Origin of the sequence: Paenarthrobacter sp. NPDC089307 (assembly GCF_040685055.1) — a bacterium.
GTDB lineage: Bacteria > Actinomycetota > Actinomycetes > Actinomycetales > Micrococcaceae > Arthrobacter.
The window spans coordinates 398,170-421,882 of sequence record NZ_JBFBHE010000004.1 but is presented as its reverse complement, the minus strand read 5'-3'; the positions used below and the strand labels follow the sequence as shown (position 1 = coordinate 421,882).

General features: G+C 63.4%; 22 protein-coding genes. 6 read left to right on the top strand and 16 right to left on the bottom strand.

Going from position 1 to position 23,713, the window contains the following annotated elements; all coding sequences use genetic code 11:
- Positions 1 to 16: 16 nt before the first annotated feature.
- From AB0N72_RS12250 to clpS, 4 genes are all read right to left on the bottom strand, one after another.
- Positions 17 to 814, bottom strand: coding sequence for an MBL fold metallo-hydrolase (locus AB0N72_RS12250; protein WP_363930657.1), 798 nt, complete (start codon positions 812 to 814; stop codon positions 17 to 19).
- Entirely contained in the window at positions 811 to 1,890 is a 1,080-nt protein-coding gene (gene murI / locus AB0N72_RS12245; protein WP_363930656.1) for a glutamate racemase, read from the bottom strand. Before murI ends, AB0N72_RS12250 begins: the two co-directional genes overlap by 4 nt.
- Before the next feature lie 64 nt (positions 1,891 to 1,954).
- Positions 1,955 to 2,521, bottom strand: a complete 567-nt coding sequence (locus AB0N72_RS12240; protein WP_363930655.1) for a DUF2017 domain-containing protein — start codon at positions 2,519 to 2,521, stop codon at positions 1,955 to 1,957.
- A complete protein-coding gene (clpS, locus tag AB0N72_RS12235) occupies positions 2,514 to 2,876 on the bottom strand; it encodes an ATP-dependent Clp protease adapter ClpS (RefSeq protein ID WP_363930654.1) in 363 nt (120 codons plus the stop codon). Before clpS ends, AB0N72_RS12240 begins: the two co-directional genes overlap by 8 nt.
- Before the next feature lie 37 nt (positions 2,877 to 2,913).
- Here clpS and AB0N72_RS12230 point away from each other — a divergent pair, with 37 nt between their 5' ends.
- Both AB0N72_RS12230 and AB0N72_RS12225 read left to right on the top strand, forming a co-directional pair.
- Positions 2,914 to 4,242 (top strand): nicotinate phosphoribosyltransferase, encoded by a 1,329-nt coding sequence (locus AB0N72_RS12230; protein ID WP_363930653.1) that lies wholly within the window; start codon positions 2,914 to 2,916, stop codon positions 4,240 to 4,242.
- Positions 4,242 to 4,868 carry an isochorismatase family protein gene (locus tag AB0N72_RS12225; RefSeq protein WP_363930652.1) on the top strand — a complete coding sequence of 209 codons (627 nt, stop codon included), beginning with the start codon at positions 4,242 to 4,244 and terminating at the stop codon, positions 4,866 to 4,868. Before AB0N72_RS12230 ends, AB0N72_RS12225 begins: the two co-directional genes overlap by 1 nt.
- 108 nt (positions 4,869 to 4,976) lie before the next feature.
- Here the strand turns inward: AB0N72_RS12225 and AB0N72_RS12220 are convergent, their stop codons facing one another.
- The 8 genes from AB0N72_RS12220 to AB0N72_RS12185 form a co-directional block, all read right to left on the bottom strand.
- On the bottom strand, positions 4,977 to 6,752 hold the full coding sequence (locus AB0N72_RS12220; RefSeq protein ID WP_363930651.1) for a DEAD/DEAH box helicase: 1,776 nt from the start codon (positions 6,750 to 6,752) through the stop codon (positions 4,977 to 4,979).
- A gap of 112 nt (positions 6,753 to 6,864) precedes the next feature.
- A complete protein-coding gene (locus AB0N72_RS12215) occupies positions 6,865 to 7,203 on the bottom strand; it encodes a DUF3039 domain-containing protein (protein WP_363930650.1) in 339 nt (112 codons plus the stop codon).
- Positions 7,204 to 7,211: 8 nt separating this feature from the next.
- Positions 7,212 to 7,994, bottom strand: coding sequence for a glucosamine-6-phosphate deaminase (gene nagB, locus AB0N72_RS12210; RefSeq protein WP_363930767.1), 783 nt, complete (start codon positions 7,992 to 7,994; stop codon positions 7,212 to 7,214).
- 93 nt (positions 7,995 to 8,087) lie between these two features.
- Positions 8,088 to 9,659: a transporter gene (locus AB0N72_RS12205; RefSeq protein WP_363930649.1), complete on the bottom strand. Its 1,572-nt coding sequence runs from the start codon at positions 9,657 to 9,659 to the stop codon at positions 8,088 to 8,090.
- Positions 9,641 to 10,525: an ABC transporter ATP-binding protein gene (locus AB0N72_RS12200; RefSeq protein ID WP_363930648.1), complete on the bottom strand. Its 885-nt coding sequence runs from the start codon at positions 10,523 to 10,525 to the stop codon at positions 9,641 to 9,643. The genes AB0N72_RS12205 and AB0N72_RS12200 overlap by 19 nt, the downstream gene beginning before the upstream one ends.
- Positions 10,526 to 10,565: 40 nt before the next feature.
- Positions 10,566 to 11,666, bottom strand: a complete 1,101-nt coding sequence (locus AB0N72_RS12195; protein ID WP_363930647.1) for an NADH:flavin oxidoreductase/NADH oxidase — start codon at positions 11,664 to 11,666, stop codon at positions 10,566 to 10,568.
- The gene (locus AB0N72_RS12190; RefSeq protein ID WP_363930646.1) at positions 11,666 to 12,649 is read right to left on the bottom strand and encodes a tetratricopeptide repeat protein; all 984 of its coding nucleotides are present in this window, start codon (positions 12,647 to 12,649) and stop codon (positions 11,666 to 11,668) included. The genes AB0N72_RS12195 and AB0N72_RS12190 overlap by 1 nt, the downstream gene beginning before the upstream one ends.
- Positions 12,650 to 12,686: 37 nt before the next feature.
- Entirely contained in the window at positions 12,687 to 14,444 is a 1,758-nt protein-coding gene (locus AB0N72_RS12185) for a hypothetical protein (RefSeq protein ID WP_363930645.1), read from the bottom strand.
- Positions 14,445 to 14,645: 201 nt separating this feature from the next.
- Here AB0N72_RS12185 and AB0N72_RS12180 point away from each other — a divergent pair, with 201 nt between their 5' ends.
- A complete protein-coding gene (locus AB0N72_RS12180) occupies positions 14,646 to 15,938 on the top strand; it encodes an AI-2E family transporter (RefSeq protein WP_363930644.1) in 1,293 nt (430 codons plus the stop codon).
- 104 nt (positions 15,939 to 16,042) lie between these two features.
- Here AB0N72_RS12180 and AB0N72_RS12175 read toward each other — a convergent pair whose 3' ends face one another.
- Both AB0N72_RS12175 and AB0N72_RS12170 read right to left on the bottom strand, forming a co-directional pair.
- Complete coding sequence (locus tag AB0N72_RS12175; protein WP_363930643.1) at positions 16,043 to 16,837, bottom strand: alpha/beta fold hydrolase; 795 nt, start codon at positions 16,835 to 16,837, stop codon at positions 16,043 to 16,045.
- Between the two features lie 42 nt (positions 16,838 to 16,879).
- Complete coding sequence (locus AB0N72_RS12170; RefSeq protein ID WP_363930642.1) at positions 16,880 to 17,224, bottom strand: ATP/GTP-binding protein; 345 nt, start codon at positions 17,222 to 17,224, stop codon at positions 16,880 to 16,882.
- 49 nt (positions 17,225 to 17,273) lie between these two features.
- Here AB0N72_RS12170 and nucS point away from each other — a divergent pair, with 49 nt between their 5' ends.
- The 3 genes from nucS to AB0N72_RS12155 all read left to right on the top strand — a co-directional run bounded on the left by nucS (position 17,274) and on the right by AB0N72_RS12155 (position 19,742).
- Positions 17,274 to 17,969: an endonuclease NucS gene (nucS, locus tag AB0N72_RS12165; protein ID WP_363930641.1), complete on the top strand. Its 696-nt coding sequence runs from the start codon at positions 17,274 to 17,276 to the stop codon at positions 17,967 to 17,969.
- A gap of 44 nt (positions 17,970 to 18,013) precedes the next feature.
- A complete protein-coding gene (locus AB0N72_RS12160) occupies positions 18,014 to 19,261 on the top strand; it encodes an amidohydrolase family protein (RefSeq protein WP_363930640.1) in 1,248 nt (415 codons plus the stop codon).
- Between the two features lie 277 nt (positions 19,262 to 19,538).
- On the top strand, positions 19,539 to 19,742 hold the full coding sequence (locus tag AB0N72_RS12155) for a cold-shock protein (RefSeq protein WP_018776337.1): 204 nt from the start codon (positions 19,539 to 19,541) through the stop codon (positions 19,740 to 19,742).
- A gap of 171 nt (positions 19,743 to 19,913) precedes the next feature.
- On the opposite strand, the gene AB0N72_RS12150 is transcribed toward AB0N72_RS12155, so the two are convergent.
- Both AB0N72_RS12150 and AB0N72_RS12145 read right to left on the bottom strand, forming a co-directional pair.
- Positions 19,914 to 22,415, bottom strand: coding sequence for a DUF2156 domain-containing protein (locus AB0N72_RS12150; RefSeq protein WP_363930639.1), 2,502 nt, complete (start codon positions 22,413 to 22,415; stop codon positions 19,914 to 19,916).
- Positions 22,412 to 23,710 carry an alpha/beta hydrolase-fold protein gene (locus tag AB0N72_RS12145; RefSeq protein WP_363930638.1) on the bottom strand — a complete coding sequence of 433 codons (1,299 nt, stop codon included), beginning with the start codon at positions 23,708 to 23,710 and terminating at the stop codon, positions 22,412 to 22,414. Before AB0N72_RS12145 ends, AB0N72_RS12150 begins: the two co-directional genes overlap by 4 nt.
- Positions 23,711 to 23,713 lie beyond the last annotated feature (3 nt).

The following is a 23,713-nucleotide window of genomic DNA, read 5'->3' as shown; positions in this document are numbered from 1 at the left end:
CCCACGCCGGCCCCTGCTAGATGGTGTAGTGGACCCCGGCAACAGCGACGGCGACGTCGCCGGCAAATACTGGCTTGGCCTCGGACAACACCTTGGTTTGGGAGGTCCACACTGGGATGTGCGTGAGCAGCAGGCGCTTGGCTCCGGCGTTTGTCGCGGCTTCGCCGGCGCGCTTGCCCGTGAGGTGCACGTCCTTGATGTCGTCGTCCCGGCCCTCTTCGAACGCCGCCTCGCACAGGAAGAGATCGGATCCCCGGGCGGCGTCTTCCAGGCCTTGGCAGGAATCGGTGTCCCCTGAGTACGTCAGCGTTTTGGTGACGGCGACGCCGTCCTTGCCCGTCTCGGTGGCTGTGACTCGCAAGGCGTAGGCCTCTTCGACGGGGTGGTTGACTGCGAAGGGCGTCACTGTGAAGGGTCCGACCGTAACCGGTTTGAGTTCAGTCCAGTTGGTGAAGTCGAATTCCTCGTGCATGCCAGGGTCCAGGTCCAGCCCGTAAGCGGTAGCCATCCTGTCTGCGGTGGCCGCAGGGCCCCATACAGGAAGCCGGTCCCGTCCCCAGCCGCCCGGCTTCCAACGCACAGCGACGTGGAGCCCACAGAGATCCATGCAGTGGTCCGGGTGCAGGTGCGTGAGGAAGATCGCGTCAATGTCCTCCAGGTCGGTGTACCGCTGGATGGCGCCCAGGGCGCCGCTCCCGAGGTCCATGACGATCTTCCACTCGCGTTCGCCGTCGTGTGCGGTCACGAGGTAGCACGACGCCGGCGAGCCCGGCCCCGGGAAGGAACCGGTACATCCAACGATGGTCAGCTTCACAAGCCACGCCCCACGGCCGCATCCGCGGTGTCGTCAGGGCTCACGAAATAGGAGCGGCGGGCCAGGCCGGCACCGGACTTTGCCGCTTCCAGCATTTCGGGCGTGATCCGCGCCAGGCTGCCGGTTGGATACTGTGCCGCCACGTGGTCCACATGCTTCACGGAAAGCACTTCCGGTCCCAGGAAGCGGCGGGCCAGCGTCTCGAACTGTGCAGCGTCTCCCGTAGCAATGAATTCGTGGCTTGGGGCACTCGATTCGGTGCGCTGGATGCCGTGGGTTGCCAGGGCGCGGTAGACGTCCTTCGCAGTTTCTTCCGCACTGGAAACAAGCGTGACGTCCTCACCCATGACAAAGGAGATCACACCGGTCAGCAGTGGGTAGTGCGTGCATCCCAGGACCACGGTGTCCACCCCTGCGTGCTTGAGCGGTGCCAAGTACTCGTTGGCGGCCGCGAGGAGCTCAGGGCCAGTGGTCACGCCTGCCTCCACGAAGCTCACGAAAGCCGGACAGGCCACCGAGGTGATGGTGAGGTCCGGAGCGGCGGCAAAGGTGTCCTCGTAAGCCCGCGAACCCACCGTGGCCGAGGTTCCGATAACCCCGATCCTGCCGGAACGGGTTGCCGCAACCGCCCGACGCACAGCCGGCTGGATGACCTCGATGACGGGGATGCCGTATCTGGCGGTGTATCGTTCCCGTGCGTCCCGAAGCACGGCCGCCGACGCCGAGTTGCAGGCAATGGTCAGGAGCTTCACTCCGGAGTCCACCAGTTCGTCCATGACGCCCAGGGCATTGGCGCGGACCTCTGCAATGGGGAGGGGGCCGTATGGACCGTTGGCGGTATCGCCGACGTACAGGATGGATTCGTTGGGCAGCTGGTCGATGATCGACCGCGCCACCGTCAAGCCGCCCACGCCGGAGTCGAAAATGCCGATCGGGCGCGATCCCACGATTCCGCCAGTGCCGTTAGGAGCTCCGCCTGTGCCGATGGGAGCGCTACTGCCCGGAGCGCCGCTTGGTGAACCCGATGCTGAAGTCATGATTATTCGAGAATAAGGCTTCCCGTGGGGTGCGGCCATCAGGTGTGGCCTCCGCCTCGTGTCTTATGTGTCACAAGGCAGGAGCGGCACCGGGCCCCGGTGGTCAGGATTTCGCCTGCCTGGCGGACATCATGGCCTGCACCAGGGACTCCTGGAGCCACGTGGTGAAGTTGTAGACCAACGCCAAATAGCTCTCCACGTCCTCTGCTTGGCTCCAGTCCTGCATGCTGTGGATGTGTTCGGCATCGGCCTCATCGCGGATGTCCAGGCGTTCGGCGAGTACCAGCCGGACGTCGTTGAGCGCGGTGGACCAGCGGGCCGCCTCTTCCGGGGTCAGGACCAGGTCTTCCTTGTCCAGGCCCATGGCCGTGGCCCGCAGCGCCCCGATCTTGCTCTCCCGGACAGAGCGTTCGGTGAGCTGCCTGAACTCCAGCGAGCCGCCGTCGTCGTCCTTCAATACGTTCGGCAGGAGCCGCAGGAGGGCCCTGTCGCTTGGCTGCTTGACGTCCATGTCCAGGCCGATGAGAGCAGCCAGCGGGTCTTCATTCTCCCGTACTTCGGGGTCCAGCATGGAGATGACGTCGTCCAGCAAGCCCCGGAGGAGATCACGCTCGGCCGGCTCAAGGTGCCCCGTGATGCCCTTAAGCCCATATTTGAATGCCTTAGCCACGCTGGCGGCCGCCCTTTCCAGGTGTTTCGTTTCCGTTTGCGGCCTTTTCCACAGTGGCCCACAGTCCAAAACCGTGCATGGCCACTGCGTGCTGCTCCACTTGTTCCTTGCTTCCGAACGCAACGATGGAGCGGCCCTTCTTGTGGACCTCCATCATCAACTTGTGTGCTTTCGACTCTGAATAGCCAAAGTAGCTCTGGAAAACGTAGCTCACATAGCTCATCAGATTGACGGGATCGTTCCAGATCACAAGGTTCCAAGGGACATCAGGGGCCGTCAGGACATCGGTGGACGTTTGCTCTGCAGCTTCCGTCCGCTCATCGATGTCCGTGCCAAACGCAACGCTAGGGCTCATCTGTCCATTCTATGGCGGCTCGCACTAGAGTGAATTCGTGAGTAGAGCCGCGTCGTGGGACCACCCCGCAACTTCCTTGTATACAGACCACTACGAACTGACGATGCTTCAGGCCGCCCTGCACTCGGGTGCCGCCCATCGCCGCTCAGTGTTTGAAGCCTTTGCCCGCCGGTTGCCTGACGGCCGCCGCTACGGTGTGGTGGGCGGCACGGGACGCCTGCTGGAGGGCATCGCGGACTTCAGGTTCGGCGACGCCGAGCTCGCATTCCTGGAGCAGAACAAGGTAGTGAACAGGGAAACACTGGACTACCTTGCCGACTACAAGTTCAGCGGCGACATCTGGGGTTATGCAGAAGGCGATGCCTACTTCCCCAACTCCCCGATCCTCATCGTGGAATCCACGTTCGCCGAGGCCTGCATCCTCGAGACGTTCGTCCTCTCGGTCCTCAACCATGACAGCGCCATAGCCTCGGCTGCGTCACGCATGACTTCGGCGGCCGGAAGCCGCCCGTGCATCGAGATGGGCTCCCGGCGCACCCAGGAGGAATCGGCGACGGCGGCAGCCCGCGCCGCTGTTATTGCCGGCTTCGCCAGCACCTCCAACCTTGAGGCCGGCCGCCGCTACGGCATCAAGACGGTCGGCACCGCAGCACACTCCTTCACGCTTCTCCACGACACCGAACGGGAAGCCTTCGAAGCCCAGATCGCCGCTTTCGGTCCGGGAACTTCCCTCCTGGTGGATACCTACGACGTCGAAACGGCGGTGCGGACCGCCGTCGAACTCGCTGGCGACAAGCTCGGGGCCGTACGCCTGGACTCCGGTGACCTCGTTGCCCAGGCCCAGTGGGTCCGCCAGTTGCTGGACGATCTCGGCAACGTCAACACGCGCATCGTGGTGACCTCGGACCTGGACGAGTTCGCCATCGCAGCCCTCCAGTCCGCCCCCGTAGACTCCTATGGCGTGGGAACTTCGCTGGTCACAGGCTCCGGCGCTCCGACCGCGAGCATGGTCTACAAGCTGGTCAGCCGCACCAATGATTCCGGAGAGTTCATCTCGGTAGCGAAGGCTGCCAAGAACAAGGCGAGCGTCGGCGGACGCAAGTATGCCCTCCGCAAACTCAACGAACGGGGCCGTGCCACCCATGAAGTGGTGGGCATCGGGCACCGCCCCGAAGACGACGGAAACGACCGCGCCCTGCTTCATCAATTCGTCAAGAACGGCGAGGTCCTCCCGGGCTGGACAGGTCCCGAAGGCGTTGTCCGCGCCAAGGAGCGGCACGCGGCCACCATGGCGGAGCTGCCTCCCGTGGTGAACCGCCTGCAGCGCGGCGAGCCGGCCATTCCCACAATTTACGAGGAGAACTGATGTCCAGGGCCTTGATCATCGTTGATGTCCAGAACGACTTCTGTGAGGGCGGCACGCTGGCGGTCGAAGGGGGCGCAGACGTAGCCGGGGCCATCACCGAGTACGTGGACGCCAACCAGCAGCACTTCGATCACATCGTTGCCACGCAGGACTGGCACATTGAACCCGGCGACCACTTTTCCGACGACCCCGACATGGTCGAGTCCTGGCCGCCGCACTGCCGGGCACGGACCAGGGGCGCCGAACTGCACGAGGACCTGGACCCCGAGTACATCCAGGCGTACTTCCGCAAGGGACAGTACACCGCCGCCTACTCGGGCTTCGAAGGTATCCTGGCGCCGGAAGACGATGTCCCCTCGGGCGACCTGAAAGCTGGCGCTCCCGTAGCCGAAGTCCTCGACGAGGACGCGATCGGCCTCGATGACTGGCTGCAGAGCCACGACGTCGAAGAAGTCGTGATCGTTGGCCTGGCCACCGACTATTGCGTCAAGGCCACCGCCCTGGATGCCGTGCAGGCCGGATACAACACCACGGTGATTGCCGACCTCACCGCTGGAATCGCTGAAGACCTCAGCGGGACCTTCGACGAAATGGAAGCTGCCGGCGTCGAGGTCGACCGCGGTTGAGAACAGAGCAGGGCTGATATCGAACCTGGGCTGATGCCGGACATGGGCTGATATCGGGGAAAAAGGAAGGGCGCCGCAAGTCGCGGCGCCCTTTCCCATTCCTGCAGGCTATTTCCTGCCGATGAACCAGTCCTGAAGCTTCCTCAGCCGTGCTTGGAGTTGTTCCTCGTTGGCCTGTGCCACGGCGGGACCGCCGCAGACCTCCCGCAACTTGGTATGGACCACGCCGTGCGGGGTCCCGGTCCGGGCAGCCCACGCGGCAACGTTCTTGGCCAGCTCGTTCCGCAGGTCCATGAGCATGCGGTGGTCCGGAATCGCCGGCGATGCTGCTGCGGCCAGGGGTGACTGGCGCTTCTTGCGCGACTGCTGCTCGTGCTGGCGTTGCCGAAGCAACGTTCCCACCTGCTCGGCGTCAAGGAGCCCGGGAATACCCAGGAAGTCCAGTTCCTCATCGGAACCGATGTCCGCCCCGGTACCGAACTCGCCGCCGTCGAAGAGCACGCGGTCGAAAGAGGCCTGGGAGTCCAACGCCTCAAACTTGCCCTTGGTGAGCTCGTCGGAAGCCTTGTCCTCGCGGTTGGCCTCGGCCATCAGGTTCTCTTCGGGGCTGAAAAGTCCGTCGTCGTCCTTTTCGGGGCGGTCCAGCGCGTGGTCCCGCTCGGCCTCCATGGTGTTGGCAAGGATCATCAGCGGCGGTACCGACGGCAGGAAGACCGACGCCGTTTCGCCCCTTTTGCGCGCACGCACAAAACGCCCAACAGCTTGGGCAAAGAACAGCGGAGTCGAGGTTGAGGTGGCATAGACACCCACCGAAAGACGGGGTACGTCAACACCTTCGGACACCATGCGGACCGCGACCATCCAGCGCTTGTCCCCGGCGGAGAACTCCTCGATCTTGCTCGATGCCTTCGAGTCGTCCGAGAGGATCACTGTTGGCGATTGGCCCGTGATCTTCTTCAACTGGCCGGCATAGGCCCGGGCGTCGTCGTGGTCCGTAGCTATGACCAGGCCGCCGGCGTCGGGTACCGTCCTCCGCACTTCACTGAGTCGCTTGTCCGCGGCTGCCAGAACGGCCGGAATCCACTCACCCGTGGGATTGAGCGCTGTCCGCCATGCCTGTGAAGTGATGTCCTTGGTGACTGCGGCTTCGCCAAGGGAAGCCGCCATCTCGTCTCCGGCACTGGTTCGCCAGCGCATCTGTCCCGAGTAGGCCATGAACAGCACGGGACGGACCACGTGGTCGCGCAGCGCGTTGCCATAGCCGTAGGTGTAGTCGGCCTTGGACCGGCGGATTCCGTCCCTGTCCTCGGCGTATTCAACGAAAGGAATGGGCGAGGTGTCGGATCGGAACGGCGTACCTGTCAGGGACAGGCGTCGCGCGGCGGGGTCGAAAGCTTCCCGCAGGCCGTCACCCCAGGAAAGCGCCTCACCGCCGTGGTGGATCTCATCAAGGATCACCAGCGTACGGGCAGCTTCCGTCTTGGCGCGGTGCAACATTGGCTTGCTGGCTACTTGCGCATACGTCACGGCGACACCCACAAAACCCCTGCCGTGCTGGCCGTCGGAGTTCTTGAAGTTTGGGTCGATGGCGATGCCCACCTTGGCGGCAGCATCGGCCCATTGCCTCTTGAGGTGGTCCGTCGGCGCCACGATGGTGATCCGGTTGACCACGCCGCTGTCCAGCAGGGTGGTGGCAATCCGCAGGGCGAAGGTGGTCTTACCTGCACCGGGCGTAGCCACGGCGAGGAAGTCCTTCGGGTTGCGGGTCATATAGAGGTCAAGCGCCTCCTGCTGCCAGGCGCGCAGCTTGGGAGCCGTGCCCCAGGCAGCGCGTTCCGGATACGCAGGAGGCAGTGAGGGACCGCCGAAAAGTGTTTCTGTCATGCTGACTCCCCCGGCCTGATGGCAGTTATGGTTGCCTCGTGCTGCGCGGGCACGCCGAAGCGGACCGCGCAGCGGTGACGTTCAGAAGGGGCCTGTGTTTTCTTCCCACCCACTACTTGGAGTTGCCCGGGCCGCCGTTGCTTCCACCGTCGTTACCGGGGCGGAGGCCGTCGTAGATCTCCTTGCATTCCGGGCAGACCGGGAACTTCTGCGGATCGCGTCCCGGAGTCCAGACCTTGCCGCACAAGGCGATCACGGGCTCACCCGTCAGGGCCGACTCCATGATCTTTTCCTTGCGGACATAGTGGGAAAAACGCTCACGGTCGCCGGGTTCCACTTCCTGGCGTGTTTCTTCACGCTCAATGGTGGAAGTGGACGTTCCGGCTCCGGAAAGCTCGCGCATGGGGTCGTTTTCGAATGGATCCGGAGGAAGCGTAGTCATGCCAAACATCTTACCGTCTACAGGCCCTGCCACTCCGGCTTGTTGTCGTAGGTGTGCCGATAGTAGTCAGCCAGTTTCAGGGATGAAGCCGCAGCCTCATCCACCAGGATGGTCGCGTGCGGATGCATCTGGAGGATGGACGCCGCGCAGATGGCAGCCACCGGACCTTCCACGAAGTCCCGGACTGCCTGCGCCTTTTGGGCACCCGTAGCCACCAGGACCACATGCTTGGCGTCCATGATGGTGCCAAGGCCCTGGGTCACCACATGGTGGGGAACGTCGTCGATGCTGTCGAAGAAGCGGGCGTTGTCTTTGCGCGTCTGCTCAATCAGCGTCTTGATCCGGGTCCTGGAGGCAAGGGAAGAGCCGGGCTCATTGAAGCCGATATGGCCGTCCGTGCCAACGCCCAGGATCTGCAGATCCACGCCGCCCACGGCTTTGATGGCGTCCTCGTAGGCCTGGCATGCCGCCTCAAGGTCGTCCGCCGCACCGTCCGGGCCGTGGACATTCTCCGGCTTGATGTTGACCCGGTTGGTGAATTCCCGCCTGATGACCTCCCGGTAGGACTCCGGATGCCCGGCTTCCAAGCCCACGTACTCGTCCAGGGCAAAGCCGTGGGCCTGGCTGAAGTCCAGGCCCCCGGCTTCGTAGCGGCTGGCCAGCTCGTCGTAGATCGGCAGAGGAGAAGATCCCGTGGCGAGGCCCAGCACGGCATTCGGCTTGCGCCGCACCAACGCCTCAATGGCATCGGCGGCCAGCGCACCGATCTGCTTGGTGCCAGGGAGAATGACAACTTCCATCGTCACGGCCTTTCTTTCTGAGGATCATCGACTTTACAAAGAGGTTATCCCATGTCCCATCTGTGGGCCATGGCTACCGCGGTTATTACGGAACTAGCGGTTCACGCTGAGCTGGGCGAACATCTCCGGGCCCCGCGCGTCCAGCCACTTTCCCCCGAGACGAACACCCGCGACGAACAGAGCCACGCCGAGCAAAGGACCCACCGCCAGATTGATCCAGCCTGCTTCCGGGCCCCCGCTGACAGCCTGGACGGCCACCAAGGCGAGCTCCGGAACCAGGAGCAATGCCAGAGCAGCCATGCCGACTCCCTGGACTGCGAGCGTCTGGGCAACATTTCCAGGCGGCTTCTTGAAAGGACTGTCGCCGGGCAAAGGTACGGCAATGTTATACCGGGCCGAGATCACCGACGAGAGTCCCAAACCGGTGAAGAGTGTTCCCAGCGAGAGCCCCAGGAGGTTAGGCAGCCACTGCCAGTCCCCAGTGATGAACAAAGGCGCCACAGTGAAAACCAGAACCACGGGCAGCGAAATCGCCATGCACGCCAGGGCACGCCCCAAGCGGTCATCCAGACCCCGGACGCCGGCGGCGAGGTGGAGCGCGAAAGCGGTGTTGTCATAGGAAACATCTGCGCAGATGGACCACGCCATGACGAACGCGGTCAGTGGACCGAGGATCATGAACAGTCCGTAGCTGCCGCTCTGTGAACTGCTGAAGAAGAACAGGACAGGGAAAAGCGGGACAATCACCAAGGCTGCCGCATAGCGCGGATCCTTCATCCAATAGATCAAGGCACGCGCCATTACCGCCCCGGCCGGCGTGCCGGGAAGCCGGTCGAAAAGCCCGAGCTTACCGCCCTTCCGGGCAGAGCCTCCCGAGTACGTCGGCGTCACCAGGGCGCGCCGCAGCAGCAGGTGCCAGCACAGCAGAAGCGCGCCAATGCTCGCCACCGCAATCAGGAATTTGAGTCCAGCGGCCGCCACTTCCCCGGCTTCAAGATCTCCCCCGAGCGACCACGCGGCACCCAGGGGTGTCCACGACAAAGTGCGCGCCAGGCCGGGAAGGTAATCGGCACTGTTGCGGACTCCTTCCACGATCCCCATCATGATGGGTCCCAGCAAGACCAAGGGAATGAACACGATGATGCTGCTGACGTCTTTAAACCGCCGCGAGGCTGCAAGGCCGGCAGTCGCCGTCGTCACCACTTTGGATACGACGATGCAGGTCAACGCGCCAAGGACGGCACCGAGCAAGGCGCCGATAACGGACGGGACACTCCGCCACCAGGTCCCTACCGTTCCCAAGGCCGCTATCAAGGTAGCCAAGCCGGGGATGCCAATGAATCCGGCAAGCGCCAGGCCCGCCAGGAGTTGCTTCGGCGGAATCGCGAACGTAGTGAACCTTGCAGGATCCAGGGTCATGTCCGCCGCGGACGCTACCAACGGGATAATCGCCCAGCCCAGGACAGTGGCCACTCCACCCAATACCACCACGGTGTGGGCGACCTCCGGGTCGGCCCACCGCAGCGCTATGAGGCCTCCAACCAGGAGGACCAGCATTCCCAAGGCGTAGAGCACGCCCAACGCCATACCTACCAACTGCCATGGGCTGCGCTTGAACCCGTTAAGAAGCAGTTGCCATTTGAGGCCTAGAAGGTGCGCAACCATTCCAGCCCCTCCGTCCGGTGTCCGCCGCCCACCAACTGGACAAAGCGGTCTTCCAGCGTTGAACCATTGCGTACTTCGTCCACCGAACCGGCGGCCAGGACACGGCCACCGGCCACCACCGCAACGTGGCTGCACATACGCTGCACCAGGTCCATCACGTGGCTGGACACGATGACCGTGCCTCCGGAGGCCACATAGCTTTCCAGGATTCCCCGGATGTTGGCTGCTGAAACCGGATCGACCGATTCGAAGGGCTCATCAAGTACCAGGAGCCGCGGAGCGTGGATCAGTGCCGACGCCAGGGCGATTTTCTTGGTCATACCCGCCGAGTAATCAACCACCAGGGAGCCGGCATCGGCTTCCAGGTCGAGGGCTGCCAACAACTCAGACACCCTCGTGCCCACAACGTCCCGGTCCATGCCGCGCAAAAGGCCGGAGTAGGTGACCAGTTGTTCGCCGGTCAGGCGGTCGAACAGGCGCACGCCGTCGGGCAGGACTCCCATGAGCTTCTTGGCCGCCAGTGGTTCGGCCCAGACATCGACGCCGTGCACCAGCGCGGTTCCGAAGTCGGGCCGCAACAAGCCCGTTGCCATGGACAGCGTTGTCGTCTTGCCCGCGCCATTGGGACCTACCATCCCGTAAAACGAGCCTGCGGGTACTTCCAGGCTGACACCGTCGACTGCGATTTTTTCGCCGAAGCGCTTGGCCAGGCCCCTGATGGACAAGGCCGATATCGGTGCTCCGGCCGGGGCTTGTGGTGACTGTACCGTCTGTTGCGTGGGATCGGCTGCGGCGTCCGAAGACTGCGGTCCGGACGCTTGTCGCGGCATGGATAAGGGCATGGGTTCATGGCGTGGTTCCGTCATGGGACCAGCCTAACCTCGCTGCAGCGGGCGTGCGGGGGTTCTAGAAACCGTGGCGGGGCACAGCCCGCTGGTACTGCGGAACCCAGGGCAAACTGTAGCCAAGCTCGTAGGCGGCACGCAGCCACCAATGCGGATCACGGAGGGCTGCCCTGGCCAGGAACACAGCATCAGCCCGGCCGTTGGCAACAATATCCTCAACCTGGGTGGGGCTGGTCAGCAGTCCTACCGCGGCGGTGGGAACACCCGCGTCGCGCTTTATCTGCTCAGCGAACCCCGCCTGGTACCCGGGCACCGCGTTGATCTTTTGATGGGCTACCGCTCCGCCGCTGGAGACATCCACCAAATCGACGCCCCGTGCTGCGGCTGCGGCGGCCAGGCGGACGGAGTCCTCCACTTGGACACCGCCATCGGCCCAGTCCGAAGCGGAGATCCTCAGGAGAAGTGGCATGGAGTCGGGGATGACGTCCCGGACGGCCTCAACCACCGTGAGCATCAGCCGGTTCCGGCCTTCCTCGCTCCCACCCCACCGGTCCGTGCGGGTATTGATGAGCGGGCTCTGGAACTGGTGCAGGAGGTAGCCATGCGCCCCATGGATTTCCACGGTATCGAAGCCCACGGCCACGGCCCGTGCCGCAGCGTTGGCGAAGTCGGCCACCACGCCCTGGATGTCCTCTTCGCTCATGGCGGCCGGCGCTGCGTAGCCGTCATAGGCCTGGTTCGTCGGAGCGACGGTGGGCCAACCGCCGTCGGACTCCGGCACCGATCCTGAGCGGTCGGCGAACGGCCAGTACGTGGAGGCTTTCCGTCCCGCGTGGGCCAGCTGGGCGCCGATTTTGCAGTCCACCGCACCGTGCTGATGCACAAAGCGGACAATGCGTTCCCAGCCCGCAGCCTGCTCATCACTGTAAAGGCCGGCGTCCAATGGACTGATCCGGCCCGCCGGATTGACGGCCGCTGCCTCACTCATGATCAGCGCCGCGCCTCCCGCGGCAAAGGAGCCCAGGTGCATCAGGTGCCAGTCGTTCGGGACACCCTCACCCGTTTCCGGATGGCAGCTGTACTGGCACATGGGCGACACCCAGCCGCGGTGCGGGATGGTGAGCGAACGCAGTTGCAGCGGGGAAAACAGCGCTGATGCCACTAGAAGAGAACCCTTGCCAAACCCTGACGGGCCTTGGCCACCCGTTCGTCCCGGATGCCTACGACCTCGAAAAGCTCCAGGAGCCGCACACGGGCGGTCTCGCGCTCAGGGCCGAAGTTGCGGCCGATGAAGGTAATAACGCGGTTGAACGCGTCTTCAATATGGCCACCTGAAATATCGAGGTCTGCCACGCCCAGTTGGGCTTCGACATCATCCGGTTCCTTGGCAGCCCGCTCGCGGAGGGCATCTGCCTCGGGTGCCGTAAGTTTCTCGAGCCGGGCCATCAACTCGACCTGGGCAAGGCCGGCTTTAGCGTCCGCGTCTGCCGGCTGTTCAAGGAGGGCCTGCTTGTAGGCGGCCTTCGCGGCATCGTAGTCCCCGGCCTCAATGGCATCGATGGCGGCCTGGTGCAAAGGCGGCAGCGGGGCTGGTTCGCCGCCTTCAGCCTCTCCGGCATCGCCAATGCTTCCAGTGACGCCATTTGCGGCAGCCACCTTGAGCAGTTCCTCAATGAGGCTTCGAATCTGCGCGTCATCGGCGGGGCCTTGGAACAGCGGTACTGGCTGGCCCTTGATTACCGCGACGGCGGTGGGAACTGCCTCAACCTGGAAGGCCTGTGCCAGTTGCGGGAAAGCATCAACGTCAGCGGCGGCAAGCACCAGGCGGCCGCCGTAGCTTTCAACGACCCGCTGGGCCGTCTCAAGGACGCCGGGTGATTCGGCGGCGTACCGGGACCAGAGAAGGAACAGTACGGGGATCTGGGCTGACAACTGCACCAGATCCTGGAAGTTTGTTTCTGTCGCGTCCACGCGAAGGGGGGCCTTGCCGGCGTCACCCCCTTGGGGTGCGTCCACGTCCGCGGACACGGGAGCCGGAGGCCCCTGCGGCGGGGTGGGGCGGCGCAGCGACGAGAGGTCGACGGCGCCGCGCAGGTTGAGCTGGCTGGCAGCGGCTGGAGTGGGTCGGTATCCGGGCGAACTCATACCGTCCACTCTAGCCGCTGCCTACCTGCTGGTTGGGCTACTTGAAGCTTGCTCCGACCAGGCCGCGGGTGGCGGCCACCAGCTTCATGGGATCAGACGATCCCGCTGGCGGGATGTACACGGCCACCGACTCAGCGAAGTTCAGGACCATGCCGGTTGTTGTTTCCTTCCCGCCGGCAAAGACAGCTGAGTCGTCCTCAAGCAGGAGCTTGTCTCCTGCTGCTTTGGGCGTCCCTTCGAAGGAGAAGTCCAGGCGACCCACTACCAAAGCGCCACCATCGGCCGTCTTCAGCACCACGGTCTGGTTGGTGACCGGAGTGTGCGTGAACTTGAAGTTGGCGCTGGTTCCGTTCTTTACGGTGTCGGCCTGGTAGGCAAGGGCACCGGCGATGTACGGAGACGACTGGCCATCGGCCAGCTTGCTCCGGTTCGGCGAGTCCGGATTGGTCAGCATCTCGCTCAGGATTTCCAACGCCTGGTTTCCGCTGTAAGCCAGTCCGGTGCTATCGCTGGCAGGTACAGGTTCGGTCCCCTTGCGCGGGACCGGGAAGGACGGGAAGTTGGTGCCCGGCTGCAGAGGCGCGGTGCCCCACAGCTTGTAGTTCTCGCGGGGCGAGAGCTGAACCAGCGTGAGGACCTGCGGAACCACGTTTCCTTCACCCTGGGTCAGGGCATAAACGGTCCTTGGCCAGTCCTTCTTGGTGCTGATGACACTGCTCTGGAGCTTGGTGGCGCGGACCGGCATACGGGGTTCGTACGCCGAGACAGTCGACCGGATCTTGTAGTTCTGCGTCCGGATCTGAAGTTCCATTTTGTCGACGCGCGGCGCCAGCTTGGCTGCGTCCTTCGCGGCGTCGGCGGCGTCAACAGTGCTGGCCACCTGCTCCAGGATGCGCTGCAGCTGCGATTCGAGCATGACCGGCGTTCCGGCGTCGCCCTCGGCAGGGGCAGATGACGAAGCGGTAGAGGAGCCACTTGGCGACGACGTGGCTTGGGCAGCCACGGCGGACCCGCCCACCATTACGGCAGCAAGCGCGGCAGCAACGGCAGTGACGCGCAGCGCGGGACCCTCGGCTCCCCCGGTACGACGACGACCCTCATCGCCGGCGGGCGACTGGACAGGCAGCGCGGTGGTTGCCCCGCCGTCGTGCGGTCCGTCCCCTTCGCCGTCCTTGCGACGGCTGCTCAGCGCCTTGGCGATGAACGGCAGCGCCGCACCGACCAGGATGATGATGATGCCCAAAACGATCAGCGGCACAGCCCACGGCGTGGTTGCCTTGTTCGGGAAAGTCATGGAGATGGCCGACGGCGCGGGCTTGGTTCCGTCCGCAGCCACCAGGAGCGACCACTCGCCATCAGCGGGAGGGTTCCAGGTGTACTCAAAGTCTCCACTCGCGTCTTCAGTGCTGACCCAAAGATCCGAACCCTTCGGGGAAGGCGCAGTAGCTTCACCGTCGGCAGAGGCAGCTTCGAGTGACTTCTGGTCTTCCGATACGCCAGTCAGCGTGGTGTGGGCCGTCTTACCCACCCAGGCGTTGACATCGTCAGGGCGGCCAGTGGAAATGGTGTAGTCGCCTTCACCTTGGATCTTGATCTTCACCGGCCCGTCGTGGAGGGCAATCAATTTTTGGTCGATTACGGTCAGCGGGGCGGCTTTCGTATCGCTGGGAACCGAAGCCGTTACGGTCTCAGCGGGGGCCCAGAATGTCAGCTGGCCAATGCCGGCCAGCATCGTCAGCAGGCCCAGCAGCACCAGCAAGGCTGCAGTCTTCAAACGCACAGGATCACCTATCATCAGCGGTCGTTGAACTTCAAGGGTAACCGTTTTGTTATCAAGGAGTCAGATCGGGGTGATCCCGGTGACACCCGGAAAAGCCTGCCGTGGCGCCGCTGTGGCCCGATTCCGCGCTCCTGATAGTGTGGCGATGATCATGATATCCGGGCAGTTATGGCCTGAATTGACCCTGCACGACCAATGAAAAGGCTGTACAACCGCGTGAAAGACCACATGGAGTCCCGTCCCGTCGATGAGCCCGGGTCAGCTGCGGTGGATGCTTCGCCTGACGGCCCGGCTGCTGCCGTTCCCGTCCGCACCGGACGACTCGCCGCCATCAGCCGCCGGCTCAGGCAACCCATCCCAGGTGCCCGCAACCGCGTCCGCTTCGAAATGCCCCCGGAAAACGACGGCGACGGCGACCCCGACGGTTTCCGGCCCGAAGACGATCATGGCTTCGGAGCACCCGGCCCCCGGATGTCTTCGCAGCACCCGCTTTATGTCGGCTTCATGGGAACGGCCGGCGTCGGAGTTGCGCTGGCGGTGTTCTACATCGCGAGCAACACCACCCAGCTCATTTTGTGGATCGTGGCCGCCCTCTTCATTGCCCTGGGACTTGATCCCGTGGTCCGTTGGCTCGAGTCCCACAAGGTCCCGCGTCCCGCCGGCATCCTGATCTCAGTCTCAGCCCTGGTACTTGCCGTGGCCGGTTTCTTCGCCACCCTGATCCCCACCATCGTCGAACAGGTGTCCGAAATCGTACGGCAAGCCCCGGATTGGATCCGTGGATTCCTCGACTCGGATTTCTTCCGCAACGTGGACAGCCAGTTCGGCGTGCGCGACCGGATCACCACGGAACTGGACAAGTTCGTGAAGGATCCCGAAGCGATGGGTGGCATCTTCGGCGGTGTTGTCGGATTCGGATCCACCGTGGCCAACGGCCTTTTCGGGTCACTGATCGTCCTGGTCCTCAGCCTGTACTTCCTGGCAGCACTGCCCTCCATGAAGAAATGGGCCTACAGGCTGGCACCCCGTTCACGCCGCCCAAGGGTGGAAGCACTTTCCGAGGCCATCACCGATTCCGTGGGCAACTACGTGATCGGCCAGGCCTGCGTCGCCCTCCTGAACGCAATTTTCGCCTTCATCGTCATGACCATCCTTGGCATTCCGTTCAGCGTCCTGCTCGCCTTCGTTGTGGCCTTGCTCGCCTTCATCCCCTTGGTGGGCGGAATGATCGCGGCCGTGGTGGTTATCCTCGTCGCCCTCACCGCAGGCTGGCAGACAGCTGTGATCTACGCTATTGCCTATTTCGCCTACCTGCAGTTCGAGGCCTACTTCATCTCCCCGCGCATCATGCAGCGGGCAGTGGCAGTGCCCGGTGCGGTGGCCGTCATCTCGGTCATCGCCGGTGGCAGCCTGCTGGGCGTCCTGGGTGCGCTGATCGCCATCCCCACCGCGGCGGCCATCATGCTGCTGATCAAGGAAGTCTTCATCGTCCGGCAAGACAGGCACTGACCCACCCGACCAACCCCTCCCCCTCTAGGGAGTTTTTGTACAGATAATGCCCCTAAACGCGTCGTTTAGGGGCATTATCTGTACAAAAACTCCAACGGGTTCGGTCAGGCGCTGGCTACCGGGCCTGCCCATACACGCGGCAGGCCTTCCGCCCCGGCACCCGCCGGAGTAACGTCGTCGACGATTTCATCCAGGACGCGCGCCGCGTACTTCTCACCCACCCAGAGGTGCTTGGCGCCGTCGACGCCGACAACCCGCGCCTGTGGGACCTGGCTGAACCGCTGGGCGGCTTCGGCCGGCTGCAGGTAGTCGTCATGTTCGGGCACCAGGACGGTGAGCGTCTTCCCGGACTCCGCCCATTCCTTAAGGTGGACGTCCGTGGCACGGTGCAACGGTGGGGAGAGCAGCACGGCTCCTTCGATTTCACTGGCCACCGGCTCAACCGCGCCGTACATCAGTGCCAGTTCCGTCCCGAAGGACCAGCCCACCAGCCAGCGGTTCGGCAGGCCGCGTTCAACGGCGAAACGTACCGCTGCCTCGACGTCGTAGCGCTCACCCACGCCTTCTTCGAACTGCCCGTCGCTTGTCCCGCGCGGCGATGATGTGCCACGGGTGTTGAAGCGCAGCACGGCGACGCCAGCCAGCGCCGGGAGCCGGTAGGACGCCTTGCGGTAGACATGGGAGTCCATGAAGCCGCCGTGGGTCGGCAGTGGGTGGAGCGTGATGAGGGTAGCGGTGATCTCTCCTGATTCCGGGAGGGCAAGCTCCCCCAGCAGGACCTTGCCGTCCTCCGTGGTGAATTCCACATTTTCGCGCTTGGCGGGAAGCACCGTTGAAGCACGGATCTCCGATGGCGCGTCCTGAGGGGTGAAAACGAACGAGGCGGGATCGAAAGTCATGCATCCAAGCCTAAAGGCATCAGCCGTGGCGGTAAGTCCGCATCAGCGGTAGCGGTAAGTCCGTGACGTCCAGCAGTTGCTGTGCCAATGCCGGCGTTCCGCCAAGCCCGCCGCCTGGCCGAACAGATGGTTGTCGGACCACACCACGAGATGGGCGATGCCCGGCAGGATCGCCGTGGAGCAGCCCGGGCAGATGTACTGCTTTTCCGCCTTCTTCGCCGTCATTGTCCGGACCATCCAGTCACCGTCAGGAGCGCTCTCACGCCTGGCGATCCCTGCCCGCGCCCGTTCCAGGTCAAGCTCCGGCACCGGTTCGGTCCATTTGCCTCCAGCGCTGCCGGAGCGTGCGCCGGAGGCGTTGCGACGGGGACGGTTGGAGCGGGGCATACTTCCATTCTGCCCCAGGGAACCGGAGCCAGGCGGTAATGTGGGGCGGGTGCGACTCGTGATAGCCCGTTGTTCTGTTGATTATGTCGGCCGCCTCAAGGCCCACCTCCCCCTCGCCACCAGGCTGCTGCTGGTCAAGGCGGACGGCTCGGTGCTGGTGCACTCCGACGGCGGCTCTTACAAGCCGCTGAACTGGATGAGCCCGCCAGCCACCCTCCGTGTGACCTCCCCGGAGGAAACCGAAGTGGAAGAAGGCGTGGTGGAGCAGTGGACGGTGCAGTCGGCCAAGACCGATGACCGGCTCATCATCAACATCTACGAACAACTTCATGACACTTCACATGATCTCGGCGTCGATCCCGGCCTGATCAAGGACGGCGTCGAGGCGGACCTCCAGCGCCTGCTGGCTGAGCAGATCGAGACCCTGGGTCCTGGGTACTCCCTGATCCGCCGCGAGTACTTCACCGCCATCGGTCCGGTGGACATCCTGGCCCGCGACGCCAATGGCTCCACCGTCGCCGTCGAACTTAAGCGCCGCGGCGACATCGACGGCGTCGAGCAGCTGACCCGCTACCTGGAGTTGCTCAACCGCGACCCCCTCCTGGCACCGGTACGCGGCATCTTCGCCGCGCAGCAAATCAAGCCCCAGGCCAAGGTCCTGGCCAACGATCGTGGCATCGATTGCGTCACCTTGGATTATGACGCCATGCGCGGAGTGGATGACAGCGAGTCACGCCTGTTCTGAGGACCCCTCGGGCGGGTGTGCCGCAGGCCACTAGAATCAAAGACATGACTGCCGCAACCCGTTTTGCAACATCGTCCGCGCCAAGCCATCAGATCATCAAGGGAACCATCGTCAGCGACGGCGAGGTGGTGGAAGACGGCTTGCTGGCCATCGACGGCGACCGGATTGCGTATGCCGGTCCGGCCGGTGACTTTGATCCTGAAGCCTTCGACGGCTTCGAAGGAGCTGTTCGGCTCGGCGTTCCAAGCGGGAGCTACCTCATCCCCGGACTCGTGGATGTCCACTGCCATGGCGGCAACGGCGGCGATTTCCCGGGAGGCGAGGAAGCGTCCGCGCGCAAGGCTGTCGACTTCCTGCACCGCTCCGGAACCACCACCTTCCTTGCCAGCATGGTCACCGCGCCGCGGGAGGACCTCCTGCGCGGAATAAGGCTTTTCGTGAAGCTCGTCGACGAAGGGCTCGTGGCGGGGATCCACCTTGAGGGCCCGTTCCTCTCCCATGCACGCTGCGGTGCCCAGAATCCCGAGTACCTGCTTGATCCTGACCTGCAACTCATGGACGAGCTCGTGGGCGCTGCGTCCGGCAAGCTCGCCACCATGACGTACGCCCCCGAGCTCCCGGGAGCCGCAGGCTTGGTGGACCTCATGACCTCCCACGGCGTGACGCCCTCCCTGGGCCACACCGACTGCGACGACGCCACTGCGACGGCGTCCCTGGCGGCGGCACGCGAAGGGCTTGAGTCAGCAGGGTTCGACGGCGTGAGCTCACTTCCGACCGTCACGCACCTTTTCAATGGGATGCCTCCGATGCACCACCGCTCGCCGGGGCCTGTCGCCGCTTGCTTGCGCATGGCGCAGGAAGGAAAGGCCGTGGTGGAACTCATCGCGGATGGGACGCACCTGGCTCCCAGCACGGTGGCCACCGTATTCCAGCTGGTGGGGGCAAGCAACATCGTCCTGGTCACTGATTCCATGGCTGCAGCCGGCCTGTCCGATGGCAGCTACATGCTCGGGCCCTCTCCGGTGACCGTCAGCAATGGCGTGGCCACGCTGGATGCCACGGGTTCGATCGCGGGCGGCACCGACACCCTTCTGGACGTTGTCCGCAAAACGGCAGCCGCCGGCGTCGCACTTCCCGACGTCATTTGTTCCGCAACTGCAGTGCCGGCAGCTGTCCTGGGCCTTTCCGATGAAATAGGCGGCCTTCGACGCGGACTACGTGCCGACGTCGTTGTCACCAATGGGGACCTCGAACTTACCGGCGTGATGCGCAACGGACAATGGTTGTCCTAGGGAAGCGCTTCCGGTGAATTGCACGGGGCACCGCGTTACCTTCTTTTTACCTAAATTTTTCCAGAATTGCCCAAAACACCGTTGACCTCCGGCAGAGCACATGAAAGTGTTGTAGCAGTCTTTGTGTAGGTGGTTTTCATGCTCGCAAGACGAGTTGCGAGCGTGAAGCTCCTGCGAATCCAACCAGGCCCGCCTGGAGGGAATTCAGGTCTTCTCGCGGAGTAACAAAGCCGGTACGAAGTGTATCGGACTGAAGTTCCATAATGAGGAGATATACATGGCACTGGGAACCGTAAAGTGGTTCAACGCTGAAAAGGGCTTCGGCTTCATCACCCCGGATGACTCGGACGGCGACGTTTTCGTTCACTACTCCGAGATCCAGACCGGTGGATTCAAGACCCTCGATGAGAACCAGCGCGTTCAGTTCGAGATCGGCCAGGGCGCCAAGGGCCCCCAGGCCACCGGCGTTACCGTCGTCTAGCCTTAACCGTTGGATTCTGCCAGCGCAGAAACCACAAAACGTTGACCCCGGCTTTCGAGCCGGGGTCAACGTCGTTTAGGAAGCCAATAGGGGCCTTGCCGCCATTTCAACAGCAAGCGTTACTAAGTATGAAGAAAGCAAAGAATGCGCCGCGATAAAGGCGTTGTCAATTCAACCAACCAAAGTCCGCAGCAACCTGGCGGAATGGCGAACCGACAACCCAGGCAGGTACGCCCGGCTGAGTGCGCGCCCCATTGCAGGCAAGTGCAGCGGGTCTTGGTAATACATGTACAACGTCCGGTACTCGGGTTGGAATCTTGACTTAAAGGAAGCCAGGGACCTAAATCCATAAACGGGTTCCAAAGCTTGTCCAACCACATCCAACAAACCTGCCAGGCCTTGGGCCTGCTGTTCGATCTCCCCCTTCTCCCGGGCCAGCGGAGAACCGGACAAGGAAATGACTTCAACCGATTCCCGAAGATGGAGAACAGCAGAGGCGATCAGGAACTCCATAACCCCGGGGAAGGCATCGCCGCGTCGGCGCATGAAGTCCAGCGTCCAGCTGACCACCTTCCCGTCTTCGAAGACAGGCAGCCAACTGGTCACGCCATGGACAAAACCGGCGTCATCGACGGCCACACCGCACAAAACCTCGTCATCCTCGAGCTCGTCAAGGCCCCCCAACGTGAAGCCCATCTCGGGGATCTTCTTCTGCGCAGCCCATTCCTCGGAGACCTCGCTGATCTGGGCACGTATCCCGTGGGGCAGCTCCGAGAACCTGCTCCACCGCGCCGTGACGCCCAACTTCGCCGCACGGTTCAGGGACGTTCTGACGTTTTGCCACTCCTTGCCCCGAAATTCCAAGCCACGGATGCGCAAGCGCGTCTCCTGTGCCACAGCCACCCGACGGAAACCCCGGGCCTGCAGCATCGGCCACAACTCATCGGTACAGGAGTACAGGCACGGGATCAGCGCATTCCGGGAGCAGTAGCCCAGGAAGTCCGCGGCCGTAGCCACGTGGTTCCGGGCTGGCCCAAACGGTCCGGCCATTGTCAGCGCCACATGTCCGTGTTGCTGGTAGGCCACTCCCCCGGTGCCGTCCGATGTGAACCAGTATTTGTTTGGCTCCCACAACGCCATCCACGACAACGAATCGCCACCGGCTTTGACCAGGCTCCGCGCTTGCTCGCGCGCCTGGTGGTCGCGTCCCCCGATGTGGTGCCCGCGGATGAAAAGTACCCACACCCCCACCAATGCAACAAGCCAGAAGACAGTGCCTGAATAGGAGAAGAGGAAGACTTCCAGGACATCACGCTCGGCAAAGACCTTCCGGTAAGAACCCGGCAGCGGAACCGGCAGATATTGCCTGGCCAGCTCAGCGGCCAAACCGAGCAGTCCACCGTCCCTGGACATTCCTCCGGAAGAGAACCATACGATGCTGTAGGCGAGGCCGAGTCCCGCGCCCGTGAGTCCAACCAACCAGAACACCCTGCGCCGGAGGCGCTCCGAGGAGACAACGCGGAAGTGTCCCCGATAGGCGAACAGAAGGATCGCCAGTATCAAGGGCACCAGTACCAGCGGGATGAGGTGGACTACCGCTGGGTTCATCATTCCCACATGGCCGCGCCCCTGGGGCCTCGGGATGGCGGCAAAGAGCCCGAGGTATATGGCAGAAAGCGCCACCACCACCAATTGCACGCCGATGGCGATCCCGACAGCGAGTCGTCGTCCCCTCCTCATGCCGTCGGCGCAAATCAGGAGCAGAACCACAGGCACAATGGCCAGTGCCAAGCCGAAGGGACCTGTGTAGCCCTGCCGGCCGACTTCCAGGCAGGAGACATCGATGCTGCCCCCGCAATTGCTCTCAAGCTGGCCCAACGTTGGGATGGGGTTGAGGATAACGTCCCTAAGCAAAGCCAGCGGACCCGATGGGCTCTTTGCTGCAGCGGTCACGATGGGCCCGACCGCAAAAATTGCCATCGTCAGGGCCAACAGGTTCCGCACCTCCCTGCCCGTGGACCTGTGCAAGTGGAGATGGCCCTGGTTGCTCTGCGTCCACCAGCCCGCTGCAAGGCCAATCAGCGCTCCCAGGAACCCGACCACGGTTTCAGCGTGGCCAACGTACAGCAGCAGGAGCAGGGAGATCGAGAGCACCACCGTCCGCAGGCGTCGCTGCCAGAGCATGGGAAGGAGCGCGCTGGCAGCCAAACATGTGGACAGGACTGCGGCGTAGGGACCGATCAGGCGGGTTTCGGCCATGCCGGCCAGCCACCCGTCGTCGGAAGTCCGAGCCACTTGGGTGACCACCAGGAACGCCGAAACACTGGCAAACTGGCTGCCAAAGAACACTGCGGCCGTTTTCAGCGATCCCAACCGCCGTTCTGCGAGACCCAGGAGGAACAGGATCATCAAAACAGCGGTGACGTAGGCCAAAGGATTGGTGGTGAAAAACAGCGAAGTCCAAATGGACCACCATTCACCCGATTTGAGACCGGCCAGGCTGACCCCAGCCACCCGCAGCCAGGTTTCCGGAGGTCCGCTGACAAAGCTTCCGGAGATGATGGACAAAGCCACGAACAGGCCAAGTACACCCACGGTGAAGGGGGTGCCCCGCACGTGCTTTCCGGTCTGCCTCAATGCCGGCAGGATGACACCCTTTACCGCAAGGCTCATTTCTGCAGCCCCCAGCGGGCAGCCAGGAAGTCAAGACCACCCGGCATTCCCTTCACCACGGCATCCCAGGAATGGCCCGCGTTCCGGACCGTGTGCTCTTCGGTTTGGAAGCCGGCGCTCCTGGCGGCTTCGGCCAGTTCATGCATGTAATTGATGAATTCGTTGTCTGTTGCGCCAGCGGCGAAGTACACCCCGCTGCTTGCAAAGTTGCGGTCCCGCATCAGCACCAAAGGCGTCCTTGATTCGAAAGCGGCAACATCGCCGTCGAACGATTCCGCGATGGTCTTGTTCCTGTCCTTGGCCAGGGCGGGCTCCCGTTCCGCAGAAAAAGCCAGTACCGAAGGAAAGATCTCCGGGTGCGCCGTTCCCATCTGCATCGCGCATGTCCCCCCGAAGGAGAATCCGCCTACGGACCACTGCTTGTGATCGGTGGAAACGTCCAGGGTATCGGAAATCCAGGCGGTGACATCTTGGGAGAGGTAGGTGTCGGCCGGGGCTATCCGACTGTCCATGCACATGGTGTTGGCGCTGCCGGACCCATTGGGATCCACTACTACCGTGACCGGCGCGATGCCGCCATGGGCTTCAGCAAACCGGTCCAATTGGGCACGCAACTGCCCTCCGGTCAACCAGTCCGCAGGACCGCCTGGTTGCCCGGCGAAGAGCACCAGCACCGGCAGGCTTGGGCGCGGCGAAGCCTGGTAGGCCGGTGGGAAATAGATGTAGGCGTCCCGTGCGCTGAAGCCGGACACCGTTCCCGGGATGCTGGCTTTGCGCAGGATGCCGTTCACGGGCAGCGAGTCCGGGGACTTCCACGCCGACGGCAGAGGGCCGGGGACGGCGTTCGAGGGGCGCTTGAGGCTCTGTTCAAGCGGCTGGATACGCGCCACGGCGGTACCGAAAAGATCAGCCACGGTGTTGTTCAGTCCGAAGTACAGGTTCACCTGGACCACACTCATCAGGATGACCCCCAGCATGGCCAGCACACTGAGGAAACGTCCCTTGCTGGAATTACGGGGAAACCGCGCAATACCCAGCAAAATGGCCGCAACTGCCGGAACCGACCACGCCACTGTTTCGAAGGGAAGGTTCTCCGAGAACACCGCCATGAGGTCCACCAGGATCCAGTGCACCAGGGTTACCAAAGCGATGGCGGCCAGCAGCGAGCCCACGATGACCAGGAGCCAGGACCGTCGTCGTCGCCACAGCAGGTACGCTCCCCCGGCGACTCCGCAGGCGATGCTGATCCAGAGGAACGGTCCAGCCACAAGGCTGACGTCCAAAAGGAAGTCCATGAC

What these genes read in the sequence shown, in the direction of transcription:
- AB0N72_RS12160 (WP_363930640.1), top strand. Translation starts at nt 18,014, where the DNA reads ATGACTGCCGCAACCCGTTTTGCAACATCGTCCGCGCCAAGCCATCAG.
- AB0N72_RS12215 (WP_363930650.1), bottom strand. Translation starts at nt 7,203, where the DNA reads ATGTTTGGCATGACTACGCTTCCTCCGGATCCATTCGAAAACGACCCC.
- AB0N72_RS12170 (WP_363930642.1), bottom strand. Translation starts at nt 17,224, where the DNA reads ATGCCCCGCTCCAACCGTCCCCGTCGCAACGCCTCCGGCGCACGCTCC.
- AB0N72_RS12225 (WP_363930652.1), top strand. Translation starts at nt 4,242, where the DNA reads ATGTCCAGGGCCTTGATCATCGTTGATGTCCAGAACGACTTCTGTGAG.
- AB0N72_RS12155 (WP_018776337.1), top strand. Translation starts at nt 19,539, where the DNA reads ATGGCACTGGGAACCGTAAAGTGGTTCAACGCTGAAAAGGGCTTCGGC.
- AB0N72_RS12190 (WP_363930646.1), bottom strand. Translation starts at nt 12,649, where the DNA reads ATGAGTTCGCCCGGATACCGACCCACTCCAGCCGCTGCCAGCCAGCTC.
- AB0N72_RS12185 (WP_363930645.1), bottom strand. Translation starts at nt 14,444, where the DNA reads ATGATAGGTGATCCTGTGCGTTTGAAGACTGCAGCCTTGCTGGTGCTG.
- AB0N72_RS12150 (WP_363930639.1), bottom strand. Translation starts at nt 22,415, where the DNA reads ATGAGCCTTGCGGTAAAGGGTGTCATCCTGCCGGCATTGAGGCAGACC.
- AB0N72_RS12175 (WP_363930643.1), bottom strand. Translation starts at nt 16,837, where the DNA reads ATGACTTTCGATCCCGCCTCGTTCGTTTTCACCCCTCAGGACGCGCCA.
- AB0N72_RS12145 (WP_363930638.1), bottom strand. Translation starts at nt 23,710, where the DNA reads ATGGACTTCCTTTTGGACGTCAGCCTTGTGGCTGGACCGTTCCTCTGG.
- murI (WP_363930656.1), bottom strand. Translation starts at nt 1,890, where the DNA reads ATGGCCGCACCCCACGGGAAGCCTTATTCTCGAATAATCATGACTTCA.
- AB0N72_RS12205 (WP_363930649.1), bottom strand. Translation starts at nt 9,659, where the DNA reads ATGGTTGCGCACCTTCTAGGCCTCAAATGGCAACTGCTTCTTAACGGG.
- AB0N72_RS12200 (WP_363930648.1), bottom strand. Translation starts at nt 10,525, where the DNA reads ATGACGGAACCACGCCATGAACCCATGCCCTTATCCATGCCGCGACAA.
- clpS (WP_363930654.1), bottom strand. Translation starts at nt 2,876, where the DNA reads ATGAGCCCTAGCGTTGCGTTTGGCACGGACATCGATGAGCGGACGGAA.
- AB0N72_RS12220 (WP_363930651.1), bottom strand. Translation starts at nt 6,752, where the DNA reads ATGACAGAAACACTTTTCGGCGGTCCCTCACTGCCTCCTGCGTATCCG.
- nagB (WP_363930767.1), bottom strand. Translation starts at nt 7,994, where the DNA reads ATGGAAGTTGTCATTCTCCCTGGCACCAAGCAGATCGGTGCGCTGGCC.